11 protein-coding genes are annotated in these 18,090 nt (G+C 54.7%); 4 read left to right on the top strand and 7 right to left on the bottom strand.

Translation table 11 applies throughout. From position 1 onward, the window contains the following. Positions 1-46: 46 nt before the first annotated feature. The 7 genes from OEV49_06450 to OEV49_06420 form a co-directional block, all read right to left on the bottom strand. Positions 47-1,477 carry a hypothetical protein gene (locus OEV49_06450; protein ID MDH3890707.1) on the bottom strand — a complete coding sequence of 477 codons (1,431 nt, stop codon included), beginning with the start codon at positions 1,475-1,477 and terminating at the stop codon, positions 47-49. Between the two features lie 15 nt (positions 1,478-1,492). Continuing rightward, positions 1,493-3,334 carry a hypothetical protein gene (locus OEV49_06445; protein ID MDH3890706.1) on the bottom strand — a complete coding sequence of 614 codons (1,842 nt, stop codon included), beginning with the start codon at positions 3,332-3,334 and terminating at the stop codon, positions 1,493-1,495. A 207-nt stretch (positions 3,335-3,541) separates the two neighbouring features. Next, positions 3,542-4,699, bottom strand: a complete 1,158-nt coding sequence (locus OEV49_06440) for a hypothetical protein (GenBank protein ID MDH3890705.1) — start codon at positions 4,697-4,699, stop codon at positions 3,542-3,544. Positions 4,700-5,060: 361 nt separating this feature from the next. Next, on the bottom strand, positions 5,061-6,878 hold the full coding sequence (gene pepF, locus OEV49_06435; protein MDH3890704.1) for an oligoendopeptidase F: 1,818 nt from the start codon (positions 6,876-6,878) through the stop codon (positions 5,061-5,063). A gap of 93 nt (positions 6,879-6,971) precedes the next feature. After that, positions 6,972-8,231: a GNAT family N-acetyltransferase gene (locus OEV49_06430; protein ID MDH3890703.1), complete on the bottom strand. Its 1,260-nt coding sequence runs from the start codon at positions 8,229-8,231 to the stop codon at positions 6,972-6,974. Between the two features lie 128 nt (positions 8,232-8,359). Then, positions 8,360-9,349 carry a DUF1028 domain-containing protein gene (locus tag OEV49_06425; GenBank protein MDH3890702.1) on the bottom strand — a complete coding sequence of 330 codons (990 nt, stop codon included), beginning with the start codon at positions 9,347-9,349 and terminating at the stop codon, positions 8,360-8,362. Between the two features lie 89 nt (positions 9,350-9,438). Next, positions 9,439-11,877, bottom strand: coding sequence for an HYR domain-containing protein (locus OEV49_06420; GenBank protein MDH3890701.1), 2,439 nt, complete (start codon positions 11,875-11,877; stop codon positions 9,439-9,441). A 467-nt stretch (positions 11,878-12,344) separates the two neighbouring features. On the opposite strand from OEV49_06420, the gene OEV49_06415 reads away from it, so the two are divergent. Genes OEV49_06415 through OEV49_06400 form a run of 4 tightly spaced genes read left to right on the top strand, consistent with a single transcriptional unit; the run spans position 12,345 to position 18,082 of the window. Beyond that, positions 12,345-13,706 carry a nucleotidyltransferase family protein gene (locus OEV49_06415; GenBank protein ID MDH3890700.1) on the top strand — a complete coding sequence of 454 codons (1,362 nt, stop codon included), beginning with the start codon at positions 12,345-12,347 and terminating at the stop codon, positions 13,704-13,706. Further along, positions 13,690-15,432 (top strand): tetratricopeptide repeat protein, encoded by a 1,743-nt coding sequence (locus OEV49_06410; protein ID MDH3890699.1) that lies wholly within the window; start codon positions 13,690-13,692, stop codon positions 15,430-15,432. Before OEV49_06415 ends, OEV49_06410 begins: the two co-directional genes overlap by 17 nt. Positions 15,433-15,480: 48 nt before the next feature. Then, entirely contained in the window at positions 15,481-16,500 is a 1,020-nt protein-coding gene (locus OEV49_06405) for a phosphotransferase (protein MDH3890698.1), read from the top strand. Between the two features lie 28 nt (positions 16,501-16,528). After that, complete coding sequence (locus OEV49_06400) at positions 16,529-18,082, top strand: pyridoxal-dependent decarboxylase (GenBank protein ID MDH3890697.1); 1,554 nt, start codon at positions 16,529-16,531, stop codon at positions 18,080-18,082. The last annotated feature ends 8 nt before the right edge of the window (positions 18,083-18,090 follow it).

Raw genomic sequence — 18,090 nt, 5'->3', positions numbered from 1 at the left:
GGTGCCAGAACCGGCATGAGGGTTACGCCCTACCGCTGTGTTTGCTCTACTTTCCCTCTCCCCCCTTCCCGACCGGGCGGATCAGGGCGCTGTGAGTTGCCGTAATGATCATCCGTTTATCGAGCAGGATCGTCGGCGAGGCAACATTGTACACGCCGTACTTCAGGTAGATGATGTCACCGGCCCAGGCCGCGTTGTAGGCTTGCGTGAATCCGTTATATGGATTGTTGCACCAACCACCACCCCATGTACCGGGAGTCGGAACAGCCCAGAGCATACGGTTGGCATTGCAAGGCTCGACTGCGAGTTCAGGTTGCACCCTGACACCACGTTGTTCGGCCAAATACTGCTGATGCTCCTCGTAAGTTATGCACGAGATCTCTGGCAAGTTGTCAAGCTCCTGAGGGTCCTTAGGGCAAGTGTTGTCCTGGATACCAGCCCAATCGTTGTAATCGTTCAGGTACGACAAACGACCCATGGATATGCACCAACCCCCGAGCGTATCACCATCAAGGTCCTGGACCACACTATCGAACTCTATCGCACCGTTACAATCCCAATCCAGCTTTTTCATACCGATGCCGAAGAACTCGTCCAGGTCCGCCTCGTAGATGTTGCACATACTGCCGTATGAAAAGTCGATCTCCTTCAGATAATTGGCGTCCCTTGGGGCCAACCCCATGTCGACATACCTGGTCCGAACACCTTCCAGTTGACAGAAGTAACTCATGGTGCTGGGGTAGTTTGGTGTAGTGTTTCCGGTGAGGCCGCAGTTCATGTTCCCGCAATGGTTCAAGCCCAGGTTGTGCCCCAGTTCGTGGGCCAATGTAGCGGCGCGATCGAATGGTGTGCCTATGGAATCGGTGAAAGCTCCAAGCGTGACTATGAAGTCATCACCACCCAGCTCGCCCAATCCGGAACTACTGGAGGTATCATAGTTGTTGGCTTGATAACGATGCCCGAAAATACAGTAATGCCAGCAAGCTCCGTTATCCCGAAACAGATGTTTGAGCTGGCCGAAACTGTTGGTGCCGGTATACCCGAAGAAATTGGCCGAATTGTTGGGGTCCCGCTGCAGTACTTCGATGTATGGCAGTTCGTCATCGACAATGATATTGCATGTGATGCCACGACAAGCGAACATCTGCACCACCGCATCGATTTCGATTTGTTGCGGTTCGTGAGTGAAGACTATACCGGCATCGTTTCTTTGTACCATGTAATCGATCTCGATGTTGATTACAGTCGGAGGAGTTGCCATGGCATCCGAAAACATCAACACCAGAGTTGCCAGCGCGACGAGAGTAGTCTTGGTGAACGCACGGGACCACGCGAGGCTTTGCAGGTGGTGTTGGGCGACCTCGCCCGACACCTGCTTTGTTCCATGAAGACTGTCAGGCGAGTCACCTGACAGCACTTGTGCCAGAACAGGCTTCATCCCTTGGTGGGCGGTTCGTGTAAAGATAGGTATCTTCATGACTAACCTCCCACCCTACTGCAAGTTCACCAGCACGAGTACCAGTCCCTGACCGTCATCGAGAGGCGACATAGCCTTACCGATGACGCTTCCATAGGCGCGATCACGGTCGGTGGCACTCATGGCGTGACCCGGTGTATCTGAGGTTGTTAGGAGGTCGCCCGGTTTGATTACCCCGTACGATGCATCAGCCAGACAGTAGACGCGACCGTTGATAGCCACGTTTTGACCGTCCTCAAACACATCTTTCTGCGAGAGGGTCAAGCCCGGTTTGACGCCGCCTGCGCCGCTGGTTATCCCAGCCACACGCGTGTCATAGGCGCGGTCGCTCAGTTTTAGCCGGCCGGGATTCTGGTCGTCGATCACAACCAGCGCTCCCGCGGGGACCTCGCCGCCGGACATGGCGAACGGTTCGGCCAGATCAGCGCCGCCGAGAAGTTCCAGTTCATTGCAGACAGCACGTCCCGTATTGGTAACGCGGAAAAGGAAGTTCCAGACTTCATCAACGTCGATATAGAAGCAACGCAACGCATCGCCGCTGCCCTTCTGTAGAAAGACAGCGGTAGCGTCGTCGGATGTGGTCTCGGCCATCAGGGCGATTCCGTTGGCGTGGTTGCTTTTGAAGAATGCAGTCGACCCGTGCACCCGGAAACTGCTGTTCTCCACGAGCAGCCGGTGATCTCCCGGTGCGGTGGTGCCGACTCCCATATTGCCGGCGGACGTAATGCGTAGCGCTTCCGGTTCAGCGACTCCGCCGAGTTGCAGGCGAGCCGCACCGTTATCGGCCCACCATGTCCAGGCGCCCACCGCACTCGGGCTCCGGTCATAGAACTTGAATCCGGCCAAATCGCCCGAAGAAGTGACGCGACCGGCTACCTCCAGATTTGATTCCGGATCAGCGACGCCGATGCCCAGACTGTTGGTGGTAAAATCACCTGAAATCAGCGGAGTCCCGGTGGAACTGTTGTCGATAACCAGCCTGCCGGAACCCGCGATACCATAACCGGCGCCGCGACCCAGAAAGACATTGTCCGATCCGGCGGCGTTGCGACCGGCGCTATAGCCGATCATGGTGTTTCGGTCGCCGAGGATATTGTTGTACCCGGCCTCCGCACCTACAAAGGTGTTGTGGTCGCCGGTGGTATGGAAGTACCCGGCCGACCGACCGATCATCGTGTTGGCGCCCCCTTCGTTGTTGGGCCCGGTGGTGGCCCCCACAAAGGTGCAATAGGAAGCGCTGCTGTTCACACCGGCTCCCTTTCCGACGGCTATACTGTTGTTGCCCGTGGCGTGCAGCACGGTATCGCCCGCGGCAAGATAAGCAGAGTCGGTATTGATGTTGCCGTTGACGTCGAGCTTGTGGTTCGGTGTCGCCGTGCCAATACCGACGTTGCCGTCATTGTAGTAGATGTCGTCGCCACTTAGAGTCCAGACACCACCCCCACCGGCACCAGCTAGAGCATAGTTCGCGGTGTCGGCGTGTACGGCGCGGAAGGCGTAGGGTGTTGTCACCAACGGGATCAACTCGTCAATCTGCGCACCGCCTACCCGGATCCCGAGTCCCAGAATGTCGCCGTTGAAAAACGAAGCATCCAGCGGCGTGGTCGACCCCAACAACACTGTAAACAAACCGTCCGTAACGACCACACTCGCATGCGATTCGTTCCAGAGCATGCTTGTCCCCAGCGTGTCGTCATAAATCCAGAACATCATGGGCGCGACCGTATCCACCGGCGCCCCGGTTGAGTCGGTCAGGCGACCCTGGTAGCTGATAACTGTGGGCACGTCGGCGACGGCTGTCAGAGACAGCAGGCATACCAATCCGAGTGCCAAGATAAGGATGCGACCTGGATTCATAATAAACCTCCGGGAGTATTCCGGTTTGTAGGTGCTTGTGTTTTGCTTAGTGAAGTCCGTCTTGTCGTCGAGTCTAAGTTAATATAGGCAATTTAGGCCCTTTTGCCAAGGCGGAGCGCAGGTTTTCCTGCACACCTGGCGGGGAGACAGTATCTGGAGCCCGGGGGGATGTGGACCACCGACACTGGAGGGTCAAAGACTGACGGGCTAGTATTGAACGGCCACAGCGGGTGGGCTGCTTAGATCGATGTCGTGGTGGATGATCGAGCCTATCTCTTCGGTCAAATGGCGGCGGCCATCTTTGAATCGAACGAACACCGACAATTCAGCGGAATCTGCAAATGTCACCGAAATAGAGTCGAGCGCCGCGACCTCAATAAGGACCGTCTCTTGCGCTGGTGAACCTAACTTGTCCCGGCAGAGCAAGCGCTTGGGGCCACATCCTGCAGCACAGTCGGGAAGGGATGAACGAGTGGTCACGACGTATCGCTCGTTCTCGGCCAGAGTGGTGTCTACAGTCGGATCGTCTGGTTGGTGATCGTGTTTACACTTGCTGGACCAATACGCAAAGCTGGACGGGGCGGGGGGGTTCAGCAGATTGATAACTCGCGCGCGGTGCTTTCCAGGTGGACCGAATATGAAGGTCGTTGAGTCGTACCAGCTCAGCCGGTAATCAGCCACCAAGATTGGTCGGTACAGAGGTTTCTCCGCCCTGAGAATGGTCCGCTTGTCAACCACTACCACTGTATGCGGTTCCTCCGGGAATGAGCTTGGACTGTACCGGTAAGAAGCAACCAGGAACCGATCATTCTCAATGCTATCGAACATCTCTCTATCGCGGCCAATGAGGATTTCGACGGTGTTAAACAAAGATAAGGTCAGAATTGGAAGTAGGAGTACTACCGGGACTATCAGAGCCCCTCGAACCGCTCCCGCCGCCCTTTTTGATACTGAACCGGTCGGGAACAAGACACCGTCGCGATTGCGACGCAGAAACCACTGGGCAGCGATGGCCAAAGCGGTGACAAGTAGAAGCAGCGAAAGGAGCAAGAGGTCTTTTAGTCGCCAAAGCATCAAACCGAATTTGATACTGGAAAGACAAAGGAGAGGAATCAGGAAAATCATCGTGTTGGTGTGCAGCCGGTAGCCCCACTTCTTCGATTTCCAGAGACCGTAGGCAAGGCTTGCTGTGAAAAGCCCAAGGTATGCCAACAAACCAGAGAAGAACACGGGAACCGCCGGGACCACCTTGATTTCGCCGCCTGTAAACAGCACCCAGGCCGTCGCGATAAGGAGCAGTAGAGCCACTATTCCGTACAGGGTCGCGAGGATGTTCTTTAATAGCTTCTTTGTTTCGATGCTCATACCGAATATATCGGCAAAACCTTCCCCCGGGTTGAACAAGAGTTTGGTTGGTCTTGACCTCCGAATCGGAGCCGCAGGCGTATCGACCATCCCTTTGCCTCAGTTCTGAGCAAATGCGGATTCACCGCCGATTCCTCCAGTGGATTGGGATGGGGGTTGGACCCCGGCCTTCGCCGGGGTGTTGAATCAGTCCAAATCCCAGTCATTGCGAACGACCGAAGGGAGCGCGGCAATCTCATACTACTTGTAACATAGCGAAGTGAGATTGCCGCGGCACGCAAGACGTGCCTCGCAATGACGACAAGTGTGGGTTTGTCAACAGGCTCTTTCGCCGGGCTGACGCAGTTTGTGTGTGGGCTTATTACGTCAAGCGGTCCATCTCGTCAATCTGGTCGGCGAACAGTTTAAGTGTCGCCTCGACCGGGGCCGGTGTCGTCATATCGACACCACATAGTTTGAGTTGTTCGATCGGATGATCGTTACCACCGGAAGAGATCAACTTGAGGTATCTCTCGATCAATCCTTCTTCGCCGGCGAGGAACTTATCCAGGATAGCCTGCGAGGCTGCATACGAGGTCGCATATTGAAAGACGTAGAAATTCAAATAGAAGTGCGGCACACGGCTCCACTTGAGACCGCTCAGTTCGTCAAACGACAGATTGGGTCCAAAGTACTTTTTCGTCAACTCGGTCCATAAGTCGTTCACTGAGTCAGGTGACAAGGCCTCACCCTTTTCTACCCGCCGATGGATCTCCAGTTCGAAGTGCGCATACATCACCTGGTTGAAAAATGTCCCCAGCGTGTTGTCGACGTGGCGGTTGAGAATGTACAACTTATCGAGCTTATCGGTCGCTTTGGACAAAAGATGCTGCACCAGGAGACCTTCGTTCAGAGTAGATGCTACCTCGGCCACGAAAATCGAGTATTGCGACTTTGGATACGGCTGTTTTTGATTGGAGTAGTAGCTGTGCAGGGCGTGGCCCATCTCGTGCGCCAGGGTGAACATGTTGTCGACAGTGTCGTTGTAGTTCATCAAGACAAAGGGATGGCAACTGTAGTTACCCCAACTGTAGGCGCCGCTCCCTTTTCCTTCGGTCTCGCGCACATCGACCCAGCGTGAGCCAAAACCGTGTTGCAGCATCTCCGCATACGCAGGTCCCAGCGGCTCCAACGCCTGGATCGTTTGCTCTACGGCCTGCTCGTATGGTACTTCGTAATCACGTTCGGGGAAGAGCGGGCAGACCAGGTCGAAGGTCCTGATTTCATCCAGTTTCAACAGTCGTTTGCGCAGGGATACATAGTGATGCAACCCATCCAGATGTGCCTCGGTCGTTTCAATCAGGGATTCATACACACGGGCGGGAATATTGTCACCATCAAGGGCCGCCTCAAGACAGTTGTCGTACCGGCGGGCGCGGCTGTAAAAGACATCACGATTAACAGCACCGGCCAAGGCGGCGCCGGTTGTGTTCAAGTGATCGCTGTAAACCGAGTAGAAGGCAGCATGCGCCTCTTGACGAACGCGACGGTTGGATGACTCCATGAGCTTGGCGAAACGCTGCTTGGTAAGCATGACTTCGTTGCCGTCTTCGTCATTGACGGTCGGATACTTGAGATCGGCGTCGTTGAGCATGGTGAAGATCGACTCGGAACTGCGGGCCATAACCGTTGACTGGGCCAGAAGCTCTTCGACCTCTTCGGAGCGCACATGCTTGCGGCTACGGATCAGCTCTTTGATGTAGAAGTCGTACTCATCGGGTTTATCTAGTTGCTCGATCATTTCAAGCAGTTTGGTTTCGTCGATCTGAAGCAGTTCCGGTTCGATAAACGAAAAAGCAGCCGAGGCTTCAGAGTTCAGAATAGCCGCCCGGTCGCTCATGGCCTGATATTTGGATTGGCGGTTGTCCAGATCGCGATTGAGATGCGCATACTGATAGAGGCTTGAACAGATCAGCCCCAGGTCGCTGCGCGTTTTCAGGCAGGCGTACAGTGTGGCCGGTGACTCGGCCAGTTTCCCGGCGAAAGCCTGGGCTTTTTTCTGTATCTCTTGCGCCTTTGAAAAATCTGCTTCCCACGCCTCTTCGGTGGCGTAGATGTCAGCCAGGTTCCATTTGAGGCCGTCGTTTACATCTTCGCGCTGGAGCAGTTTCTTGGGCTTGGTTTTGGTATCGGTAGTCATCAATCGCCTTTCCTGATGGTTGTTATTTCAGTATAGACAATAACGGGGGAAACGCCCGGAAACGCAAGTGGGGAGTCCTTGTCGGACCCCCCCTCAAAAGTCCGTGGTGCAGATGGGGCGACTGTCGGCGGCAAACAGTTTGTGGAGGGTGTCAAGGTAAGAGTCGTCCGACAGCACAGCCAGGTTATAATCGTACAGACTCTTAAGGTCGATCGCACCCATTATCAGCGACGACATATCGGCCGCGTTCAAAGTCAGTTCGACATCGTGCTCGGCATCGGAAGCCATAAGTTGCGGTTTGCCGCCATCAAAATGCAACACCAGACTGCCGTTGTTGGCGGGCATGAAACTGTCTTCGGTGGTCAGTTTGAGTTTACAACTCTGCCATCCGAAATTGTGGTCGGCCAGAAGCTCAAACAGCTTTTGGGTATCAACAATTCTATACATGATCCCGGTACCGCTTTTGTGCGTTTCATGATAGACCGAGGGAATCAGATTACGACTTGAGTTGCGAGGGTCCTTCAAAAGGTGGTGGAAGTTGTCATCGAATGTCCGCAGCTTGATCAGACCGATCTGGTCGAATTGTGAATGCAAAAACGTCAGCAACTGAGACAGTACCCGGGGACTTTCGTATACGGCCAATATCGCGTGCATCTGGTTATCGATGAACGAGTCATGACCGCCTTTCACAAAGCGGAAAGTAAGATAGCCCAGAATACGTCCATCTTTCTCATATCCAAGCCACCTTGTGACGCCGCCGCCAAGTTCCCAACCTATCTCGCGAGCCTGAACGGTTTCCTCGATCATCCCGTGACTAAGGTCAACGAACCGATTGTAGCAATCGTTGATGGCCGGAATGTCTTCTTTGGTCAGGAAACGGATGTGTTCTTTACTGTCACCTTTGGGAAAGTTCTCGGGCTTGATTTCGTAGAGATTGATTCGTGTGCCCAGCCCGTAACCCATCTGTTTGTAAAAGTCGGGTCGGAACGACCATAGCAAGGTCAACGGTGCGCCGCGGTCGCGGTAGTGTTGTCCAAAGAACTGCATCAAATCGCGCGCAACATGCTCACGCTTGTGCAAAAGATCGACCGCCACGCAGCCGATTCCGCCGGTGAGAACACGGGTTCCGTGGAGGTTCATGTCAAAGTCGAAAAACCGGGCACCGCCCACCAGCTCACCATCGCGATAAACACCCCACAGCGAAACGCGGGGGTCGTCATGGCGGCGGAAGAACCTTGGTTTGAGTCTCTCTCTATCATCGGCCGAGCCGGAGTGGATACCGGGATAGGCGTCGAGAAAGATATCGAAGAACCTGTCGAAGTCCTCTTCGGGGATAATTCGTATGTCATTCATCTCTCGATTGTCTCCGATTACGAGGCAGGGCGGCGGTGGTCTGGCTGCACCGCTTGTCTTTATCTTACGCTATCTGGTCAACATTGATCGGTACGAACACCGGGCAAGGCTGTTTCACAATTGTGTGTTTACTGTTTCATGATCTTCTCAATCACCGCACTGTCGGCTTGGAGCAACTCTGCTTTTACCAGCCGCGGGATCAGGTCGCGCCACTTACTGTCCTGGGCAAAGATATCTCTGAAAATCGGCAGGGCCATATCGGTCTGACCAACACCGACCAAAGTCACGGCCTGCCAGTAGCGTACCTCGAGGTTTCCCGGGGCCAATGTTGCGGCCATACCGTACTCTCGTTCGGCGCGCGTGAAATCCCCGGTTTCAATAGCCAAGTCTCCCTGGTTCATGTGTTCATAGGCGCGCGCAACTTTGACCAGGCGGCGCAGTTCAACCAGCGGCTCAGGTGAGTCATCCACGCGCAAATCGAACAACCGGTCACTCCAATCTCGTCCGGTCGGTTCACCGCTAACCACCAACAAGGCCGCCGACTGCTTACCGCGAATATCGCCACCCTCGGCCTGAGCCGCTTCAAGCGCGACCAGCATCCGTTCGGCTAAGTCACCATTGCTGTTTTCGAATGCTTCGGCCATGGCCGGCCAGACGGTCGCTTTTTCCATCAGGTTAGCCTGGACCGAGTAGTGATGACCGACATGGTGCCCCGCTTCGTCGATGCAATGGCTCCCGGTGTGAGCTAAGGCTTGGCCGTTTTTGTCGATCATGGCCACCTGTCGCACGCGACTTTGTGGATCGCTGGCCAGTACACCCTCCATGGCTTGTGTAGCGCTCTTGCCCGCCTGCATCATGGCCAGACCGAGGGGACCGTAGTTGAAATCAGCCAGCGACTGCGTGGCCACCGCCCCAACGCCCGATCTGGCCCAGATGACATCCGCGACTTTGAACCAGTGCGACTGCACAGCCGCGCCGAACTGGCCGGTGACTGAGTCGAAAGCCACGATTGAATATGTGTGCACGGGACGGCGGGGGATTGCTGGACCGTCGGTAGCGACCACTGACGGGACAAACAAAGCGAACATCATTGCAACGATACATAGCAAACGAAACATAGCTGACTCCTTTACAAAAGGATACTATCCTCAAGCAGTTGCTGCTCTGAACAAGACAGGTTGGCACAAACCAACCCCGCTGTCAATGATCAAATTGTGGGGCAAACCGGCGGCGGCGGGCCGCCTGAAAACATGAAGTCGACGAGATAGACCAAATCGGATATGTCAACCGATGAACCGCCGCCGGCGTCAACATCGGACTCTATCGGACAGCCCGGTGCCGGGCCGCCTGAAAACATGTAGTCTACCATCCAAACCAAATCAGATATGTCGATAGGTGAGGCGCCACCCTGGTGGTCGATGTCGCCTCGGTGCAGGCAGCAACAAGCGTCGCCGACGCCGTCATTGTCGGTGTCGGATTGATTCGCATTCGGTGTCTGGGGACAATTGTCGACATCGCCGCACACCGTGTCGCTATCGACGTCGTTAGCCGGATCGTTGGGGCACGGGTCACAGGCATCACCGACTGTGTCGTTGTCGAGATCGGCCTGGTCGGCATTGGCTGCTTCCGGGCAATTGTCGCAAGCGTCTCCCACGTCATCAATGTCACTATCACTCTGCGAAGCGTTGGCCGCGTCGGGACAGTTGTCGCAAGCATCGCCGATGTTGTCGCTGTCGGTATCGTCCTGATCGGGATTTGACACGGAGGGACAGTTGTCGTCCCAGTCGGGCAGGCTGTCGTTGTCCGGATCGTTGAGAAGAACCGTGACGTTGAAGTAGCAGGTGTCGGTGTTGCCTGCAGAATCAATCGCCGTCGCGGTAACGGTGGTCGTACCGATCTCAAAGAGGGTGCCGAACGGCGGATCGGTTGAAGTCGTCACCTGGCTACAGTTGTCACTGGCAAAGAGGTGAGCGTGGACAACAGCACCATAGTAACCGGAGTCGTTGACCACAGAAACATCGCTCGGACAGAGTATGACCGGCGGTTCCAAGTCAACCACGATCACGTTGAACTGTCCACTGTCGACCAGTCCGGAGGCGTCGGTTGCCACGGCCTGGACGGCTGTCGTGCCCATCCCAAACAATGATCCCGGCGGGGGATCGAATAGTATCTCAACCCCGGGACAGTTGTCCGATGCGCTTGCGGCGAACGAGACAACGGCGTGACATTCACCTGGATTATTGGCCACCACGGTGTCACTCGTAATCTCAAGGATCGGGGGCTGCGTGTCGACCACGACGATGTCAAAGTAACAGGTGTCACCGTTCTGTGTACGATCGACGGCAATACAGGTCACGGTGGTACTGCCGACCGGGAAACTGCCTCCCGACGGGGGAGCACATAGTATCGATGCCTCACAGTTGTCACTGACCGACGCATCGAACTCAACAACGGCCGAGCACTCGCCCGGTTCATTGAAAACCGTGATTTCCGACGGGCAGTTGCTACCCGGCGGCTCGGTATCCACGACGGTAATGTCAAAGAAGCAGACGTTCACATTTCCGGAACTGTCGCGGGCCAGACATCCGACCGTGGTGGTGCCTTCGGCAAAGTACGAACCGGAAGCCGGGGTGGCCGATACAATCGCCCCGGGACAATTGTCCAAAGCGGCCGGAGTAAAATACACAACGGCTCCGCACATGCCGGGATCGGTCGGTACCGTCATATCCGGAGGACAAACCGATGTAGGCGGTTCAACATCACGCACCGTGACCAGGAAATTGCAACTGTCGACATTGCCGCCGATGTCAGTAGCTATGCAGGTGACAACGGTGACACCGATGTCAAACCAGGCACCGGACGGCGGAAGACACTGGATGCTCACGCCCGGCAGATTATCGACGGCGGTGATATCAAAAGTAACCTCAGCTCCACACTGTCCGGTTTCGTTGTCGACGATTATGTTTTCGAAGCATTGGATCACCGGTGGTATGGTATCTATGGCTGAAACGATCACGCCGCCGTTGTGAAAATCTACGAGGCGAATGATATTGCCCTGCTCCTCATAGAGGCATATTTCGGGCGCTCCAAACAGACTGGGAAACGAAGTATCTTGCGAGATCGGGAATTCATCGGTGCCGTCGAATTCGTAGACTTCCTTTGAAATCCACAAACTGTCGCCACCGCGAGATGACACGCTGTTGTCGCCACAATCGTACCAGATCCATCTAATGGGCAGAAAGGTCCCGGTATAGGAGGAATCGAACGGCGTTATCAGAACCAATTCGGCCAGCGTACCCACACTGTCGCCATAACATGTGGGATGGTTGGGGCCGTTGTTGATGTCGGCGATGGCCACCAGGCGGACATCGTTAATAGCGCCATGTTGGTGTGTGAAGTACTCCCATCCGCAACTATCCAGAAGCTGACCGCTGTTCACGGTTTGAAACGTGAAGCCTGCGTCGTATGTCAACAGCAGGTCAAATCCACCCATCTCAAAATCGCCCAAAGGGTTGTCGAGCGAAACAGGAATGGTCACTTGTGTGGCCAGGGGTACCGGTGTCGGTCGGGCGATCCTGATACTAACCTGAGCGCCGACTGGTTCGACGATCAGAATCAATAAAAGCAGGGCAAGATGCGGTCTCACGTGTCCTCCGGAACCGGCTGGTTCCTGTTTGCCCGCAATATACAGGCGTTTGCGAAGGTGTCAAGACAGCAGCCACAATTCACCGACAGAACCGGCGGCGGCTTTCGTCAACGTTATGACTGTTATCGGAATGTTTACAGCCTCTACTTAGTTTCAAAAGAAAGGACTCCGTGTTGCCGGGTTGGATGGCCTTATGCTCGTGGATGGCAAGTGGAAGCCATTGGTGGCCGTGCTCATGAATCCCTCGACTGCCTGGACGAACTGAAGTCCACAAATGGACCTTTGGAAATCTCGCGCTCGGTATTATATTCAAACCACAGCGGCCGGAAGTAGCTCGCCGGATTCTTTGTCCCATCCTGTCTAATTCCATAGGGCGGGGATTTCTGAGGGCCGTCATTTCCGTTTCGGATAAACCGAATCGACTTAAAACCTGCCGACATGACCAGGTCATGGTGGTATTTGAGACTATGCTGTCGACAGAAGAACAACTCTTGATCAGTTTGGCCGACCTGTTGAATGATCCGCCCAGAGAGGATCGAGTTGGCCGATGTTTGTCCGCGGGGGTGGACTGGGGTCGACTGATGGCGTTGGGTAATCACCACCGGATGACGCCGATGATGCATTCGCTCTTCAGCCGCCTCAACGATGAGCGGATTCCCGAGACGGTTCGGTCTGTGTTGGACTCGATCTATGAAGAAAACCGTGCGCGCAATCTGGACCTGGCCAACCATCTGTCGAGCCTGGCCAAATCTTTCAAAGAACTTTCAATTGATTGCATGATACTCAAAGGGCTGTACATGGCCCGCACGGTGTTCCAGGATATGGCTTGGCGACCAATGGCCGATATCGATTTGCTTGTCCGAAAAGAGGACATGTCGCGAGCCGACGCCCTGCTGACAAAACATGGATTTGCTTGCGAAGCCGAGTCGGCCCCCAGGCGGTTCTATCATTTCGTACACTTCCACCTGAGTTTCGTTCACCAACCCCGTAGCAAGGTGCCGATAGTGGTCGAGTTGCACTGGGCGCTACAGGATCGATACCGGGTTTTGCATATCGATACCGAGGGAGTCTGGCAACGTTCTGAAGAATGGTCTTTCGATGACCGCCCTGTTCGGATCATGAACCACGAAGACCTGTTGATTTATCTGTGCTACCATGTCGATAAGCATAGTTGTTTCAGCCGATACGTGCGGGACTTCTCGTCGATCCGGGCTGAGGAAATCCTGAGCACCGAAAGCCAGGTGAAACTGTTGTGGTACCTGGAAATCCTGCTGTTGCTTAAACAAACGCAGAAGTCCATGAACTGGAATGTGATTTTTGATCGATGTTACCAATGGGGTGTCCAGGCAGAGGTGCGTTGCACGCTCGAAAGTTTGGGAAAACTGTTCGGCGCCTCACTGGTCCAAAAGCCGGTAGCCATGTTGAAGCCGTCACCGCCCGGTCGCCTCACCAGCGTACTCTACCCACTGTTGCTCGGTCGCCCCGGATCAACGGGTCGATCAACCGGGACGGTGGCCAAACGACTTCGATCTATCTTGACCAGAGAACATCCCATGACACACTTTCGGGCGGTAAAGTTTTTGGATATCGGCGCGTATATTTTACCATCGCGGGAATCGGTCGCCCGACGCTATGGCAGGACGGGATGGCTTCTCTGTTTTGATTACATTCGTCGCGTGGCAAAGGCCACCACTTTGTGCACCATAGTCTTTACCATGTTGGTGTTCTACGGCTTGCGGGCGATCGTACACAAAGCTACCAACCGCCGTCAACAGCTTAAGCAGTGCGGTTCACTGATGCAGGCAGTGCAGGATGGATCCCAACAGTAGGGCACACCCACAAGTCGGTATCGGCATGGACCTTGAGAAGTTAGCTGACACTGCCCCCTTGTGGGCATGTATACTGTTATTGCTCTTGGTGTCGTTCGGTGTTTATGCCAACAGTTTGACCGGAGCTTTTTTGTCGGCCGACCTACTCAGGTGGCAAGATACATCGTGGGTGGATGATACCGATTTCGCCACTCTGATCAGCCGTCTTTTTGTCCCCAGTGGTGGTCAATACCGACCGATCCCTTATACGCTCAACGTGATCGACTACTATCTGTGGGGCGCCAACTCGACCGGCTTTCATGTCACCAACGTTGCTCTCAATTGCACGGCGGTATTGCTCGTGTTTTTCGTCGTCTTCCGGCTGTTGACGAACCGACTGACAGCCTTGGTGGCGGCCATACTGTTCGCCACCCATCCGGTACATACCGAAGCTGTGGCCTACATCGCCGGACGAACCGATGTAATCATGGCCGTCTTCTTCCTGGCATCACTTGTGTTCTATATGAAGTTTCGAAAGCCCGACGGCGTCGGGTCGTATCGTCACTACTGGGCGGCGATCGTATGTTTCCTTCTGGCTCTGATGTCCAAAGAGGCTGCCATCTCAGCGCCGTTGATCTGGCTGACCTATGAAATATATTTCCGACCCCGACCCCAGGGTGAAGGCTGGATTTCGAAGTTTATCTATCCGCTGGCGCCCGCTGTGGTCATCGGTGTCATCTACCTTGGGGCGCAGGGCATGGCCGGCGCGGCTTCGTCGCTGATGAGTAAACAGGTGGGCTGGGGTGTGCAGGCTCTCACCATGACGCGCACATACTCCGAGCACATCTGGAAGCTACTTCTGCCTTATGATCTCAATTATGCATTGATCTTCGACTTCAACTGGTCGCGTTCGCTCAACGATCCACCCACAGCCGGCCCAATGCTGCTTGTTGTATTGTTGTTGGCTGCCGTCGTCTGGTTGTGGCGTCGCAGTCGCCTGCTTTCGTTCGGCATTGCCTGGGTCATTCTGTCACTATTGCCCATTTCCAATCTGGTGGCGCTCGAAGAAGGTCCACTACTGGCCGAACGTTACTTGTATCTTCCTTCACTTGGCTTCTGTTTGGTGCTCGCTTTGGTGCTCACCAGTCCGTTTGTCGAGGGCGCCCTTGCGCTCAGCGGACTCAGGTGGCGGCTTGCTGCAACTACCGCGATGGTAGCCATCGTGGGTACCTACTCGGTGCTAACGGTGGACAGAAATCGTGACTGGGATTCACAGGTGGCGTTGTTGCAGTCGGTCGTACAGCAACATCCTGATGCCACCCAAACGTTCCTGGCTCATCGCACAATGGGTACCACCTATGTCGGCCGCGGCATGTGGCGGGAAGCAATCGAAGAATTCGCAGCCGCACTGGCTTTGAACCCCACTTCACCGGAGATCCATAGCGATCTGGGCAGCGTTTATCAAAGAGTCGGTGAGCATGATAAAGCTGAGAGTGAGTTTACGCAGGCGATCATGCTCAATCCGGAATTTGCGCTCGGCTACCTGAATCTGGGGACATGCTTGCTTCGAAAGCAGCAATTTGATACCGCCGCTGTGGTGTTGGCCAAAGCCGTGGATTTGGATTTCACTCTGGTTCAGGCGCACCTGATGCTGAGCCGTCTGTATGAACAGACCGGTGATGTCGTCAAGGCGCAACATCACGCTGAGGCCGCCGCCTCACTTCAAAACAAAGGTAGCGGCCAGTGATGGATTACCGCGGTCGACCATTGACAAGACAATGATAAGACGCACCAAATGAAGTTCAACTGCCTCCACACTGAACTCTGCCCCGAGAATCTCACCGATGCCGACAGTCTCGGCGTCACCACAGAGCATCACGGCTGCATGCCATGGGGAACAACGGTTGTGCCTATTCGCTTTGTCGATGGTGACTCGCGCAACCAGCTCTTTCAAATCGATGATCGATTCATCCTCAAGTGGTTCCGCCCCAATGACCAACTTGACCATGAACGGTCGTATCAGAACGACAAAGCCGCGTTGACGCTCTTGCACCGGCATGGCCTGGACGTTCCTGAGATTGTGGCTTGTTGTGATCGACACAGGTTCTTTGTTATGGAGCGTCTGTCCGGCAGGTCTCTGTTGGAAGTCATGGAAGACCTGGACGCCGCCCAACAGGAACAGTATCTACAACGACTGTGCACCAGCCACAAACAAGCCAATCACCACCTGCGAGAACTCAGAGACCCGCCACAGCCGGACCCACGCCCGTTCGAACAGTTCTACCGAGATTATATTCTGCGTTTTTTAACTCAGGACATCCTCCGAAAGCCACACGCCGAATTCAGCGATCATGAGTCACGCATCTTTGATGATCTGATTACCGGGGCCAACCGTTCGTTTTCCAGGGACACATGGATGTACGGTAATCTCGACGCGGAAGTCAAAAACAGCATTGTCGAAAACGGCAGATTGTATCTGATTGACTTTGAGAAACTAATGTGGCATCCGTTGGCCGGCCGAATTGTCTGTATGTTCATGATTCTCGCTACCGGGGGTGTAACTGAGGAAACTATGAATCGCGCTCGTCGAATCGTGCGTGATGTATACGAGCATGATATTGACGACAAGAACGCAGAAGCGGTGGAGTACATGTTGCTGCTGCCGCGTTTGGGTGCGATTACGCTGTTGGATACCGGCGCCGAGGAAGCCTTTGCCCATAAGTTCACCACTGTGCCTGAGCTTCTGGCGGCGGAACAGTTGATCAAAGATGTTTGCAGGAATCCGGATATTCATCGCGGCAGAGCGATCGTATGATGGTTTTGGATCGATGCGAAAGGACAGTATGGCAAGAGAACCGGTGGTGTTGAGCTCCGCGGAAAAATCGTTTGTCACCGACCAGTTTCGCAAGTTAATCGAGGTCTGTTGCTCTTTCAAGCAGGGGCCTTCATTGCCCGCCAAGGCGACTCCGACTGATGTTGATGCTATGCGCCGCGCCGCTGAGGTAACGAAAGATGGAGAGCCGCTGGGTGACATCATTGACCAGTTTGAGCAGCACGTCATGCAGTTTTCTCTTAACTTCGGTTCACGAACGTTTCTCGCCCATCCCGATTGTGGCAACTCTGTGGCTGCCGTTGCCGGTGATCTGGCCTCGGCCTTTCTTCAGCAGAATCTGGCCAGTAAAGAGTTCTCGCCGATGGCCACGGACCTGGAATTGCAGTTGTTGCAACAGTTGCGAAAGCTCACCGGGTTTCCCTGTCGTGAGAACGGGCGCTATGCCTCGGATGCCGGTGGCGCCTTTGTTTTCGGCGGATCGAATGCCAATTACAGCTGTCTACTGGCGGCGAGAGAGAATCTAAGGGCGAGGCTGGCCAAGGAAAACCGCATCTATGAGCCCAGACGCGTGCGCGTGCTGGGCAACCGCCCCTTTACCCACTACTCGCTAAGACGTTCGCTTTACATGCTCGGACTTGGCAATCGTGATTTGACCGCCGCACAGCGTACCGATCTTGGTCTCGAAGAAGAGGCTCTTTGCGATGTCGAGACGAAGAACTTCCGCATGGACACTGGCGATCTTCCCAGACAAATCGAACGGGTGCTCTCACGCGGTGAGGAAATCATGTGCATCTTTGCCGTTGCCGGCGACAGCCGCATGATGGCCTTTGACGATTTGAGAACAATTACAGATATCGCGGCTCGGTACGGGTTGTGGGTTCATGTCGATACCTGCCAGGGTTGTCAATGTTTGTTCAGTCCCAACCGCTCCCATCTGCACGATGGGCTCGAAGCCGCTCAAAGTGTTTCTCTCGATCCGCACAAGGTTCTGATGGTGCCCTACAATCTCAGCCTGTTCTTTCTTCATGATCCGTCCCACTTGTCCTACGTCACCTCGGGCGCGACAGTCATAAAAATGGGCGAGGAGTCGTTTGGTTCGTTTACGCCGGTAATCGGCAGCAAGAGTTTCATGGCGCTGAAGCTCTGGTTCATGCTCAAGCACTTCGGTTGGGCGCGCCTTGCTTCGGAGATCGATCACCGTCATGAACTGGCTTTGCAAGCCTCCACAATCGTCCGCGATCATCCCGACTTGGTTCTCATCAATTCCGAGGTGCAGCACAACGCCGTGGCTTTCATGTATCGTCCTCCCGGTGACCGTTGGCGAGACACTTCCGCACTGAACGAACTGAACCAGGAGATCCATCGAAAACTCAACCACGAAACCGAATACTTTTTGCATACATTTCCGGCGCAGGACGATGAAAACGCGGTGAGTGACTCTCGCGCAACGATCCATCCTTTGCGTATGATGTTCGGCAATCCTGATAACACTTTCGACATCGTGCGCGACTGTCTGGACGCGGTCATCGCCATCGGAAACGACACAGCAAGTCGGCATTCGTGACCTCAAGA

The sequence above is a fragment of the Candidatus Zixiibacteriota bacterium genome (assembly GCA_029860345.1).
In the GTDB taxonomy this organism is placed as follows: domain Bacteria; phylum Zixibacteria; class MSB-5A5; order GN15; family FEB-12; genus JAJRTA01.
The sequence above is the reverse complement of the archived record's forward strand: the minus strand, read 5'-3'. Positions and strand labels throughout refer to the sequence as shown.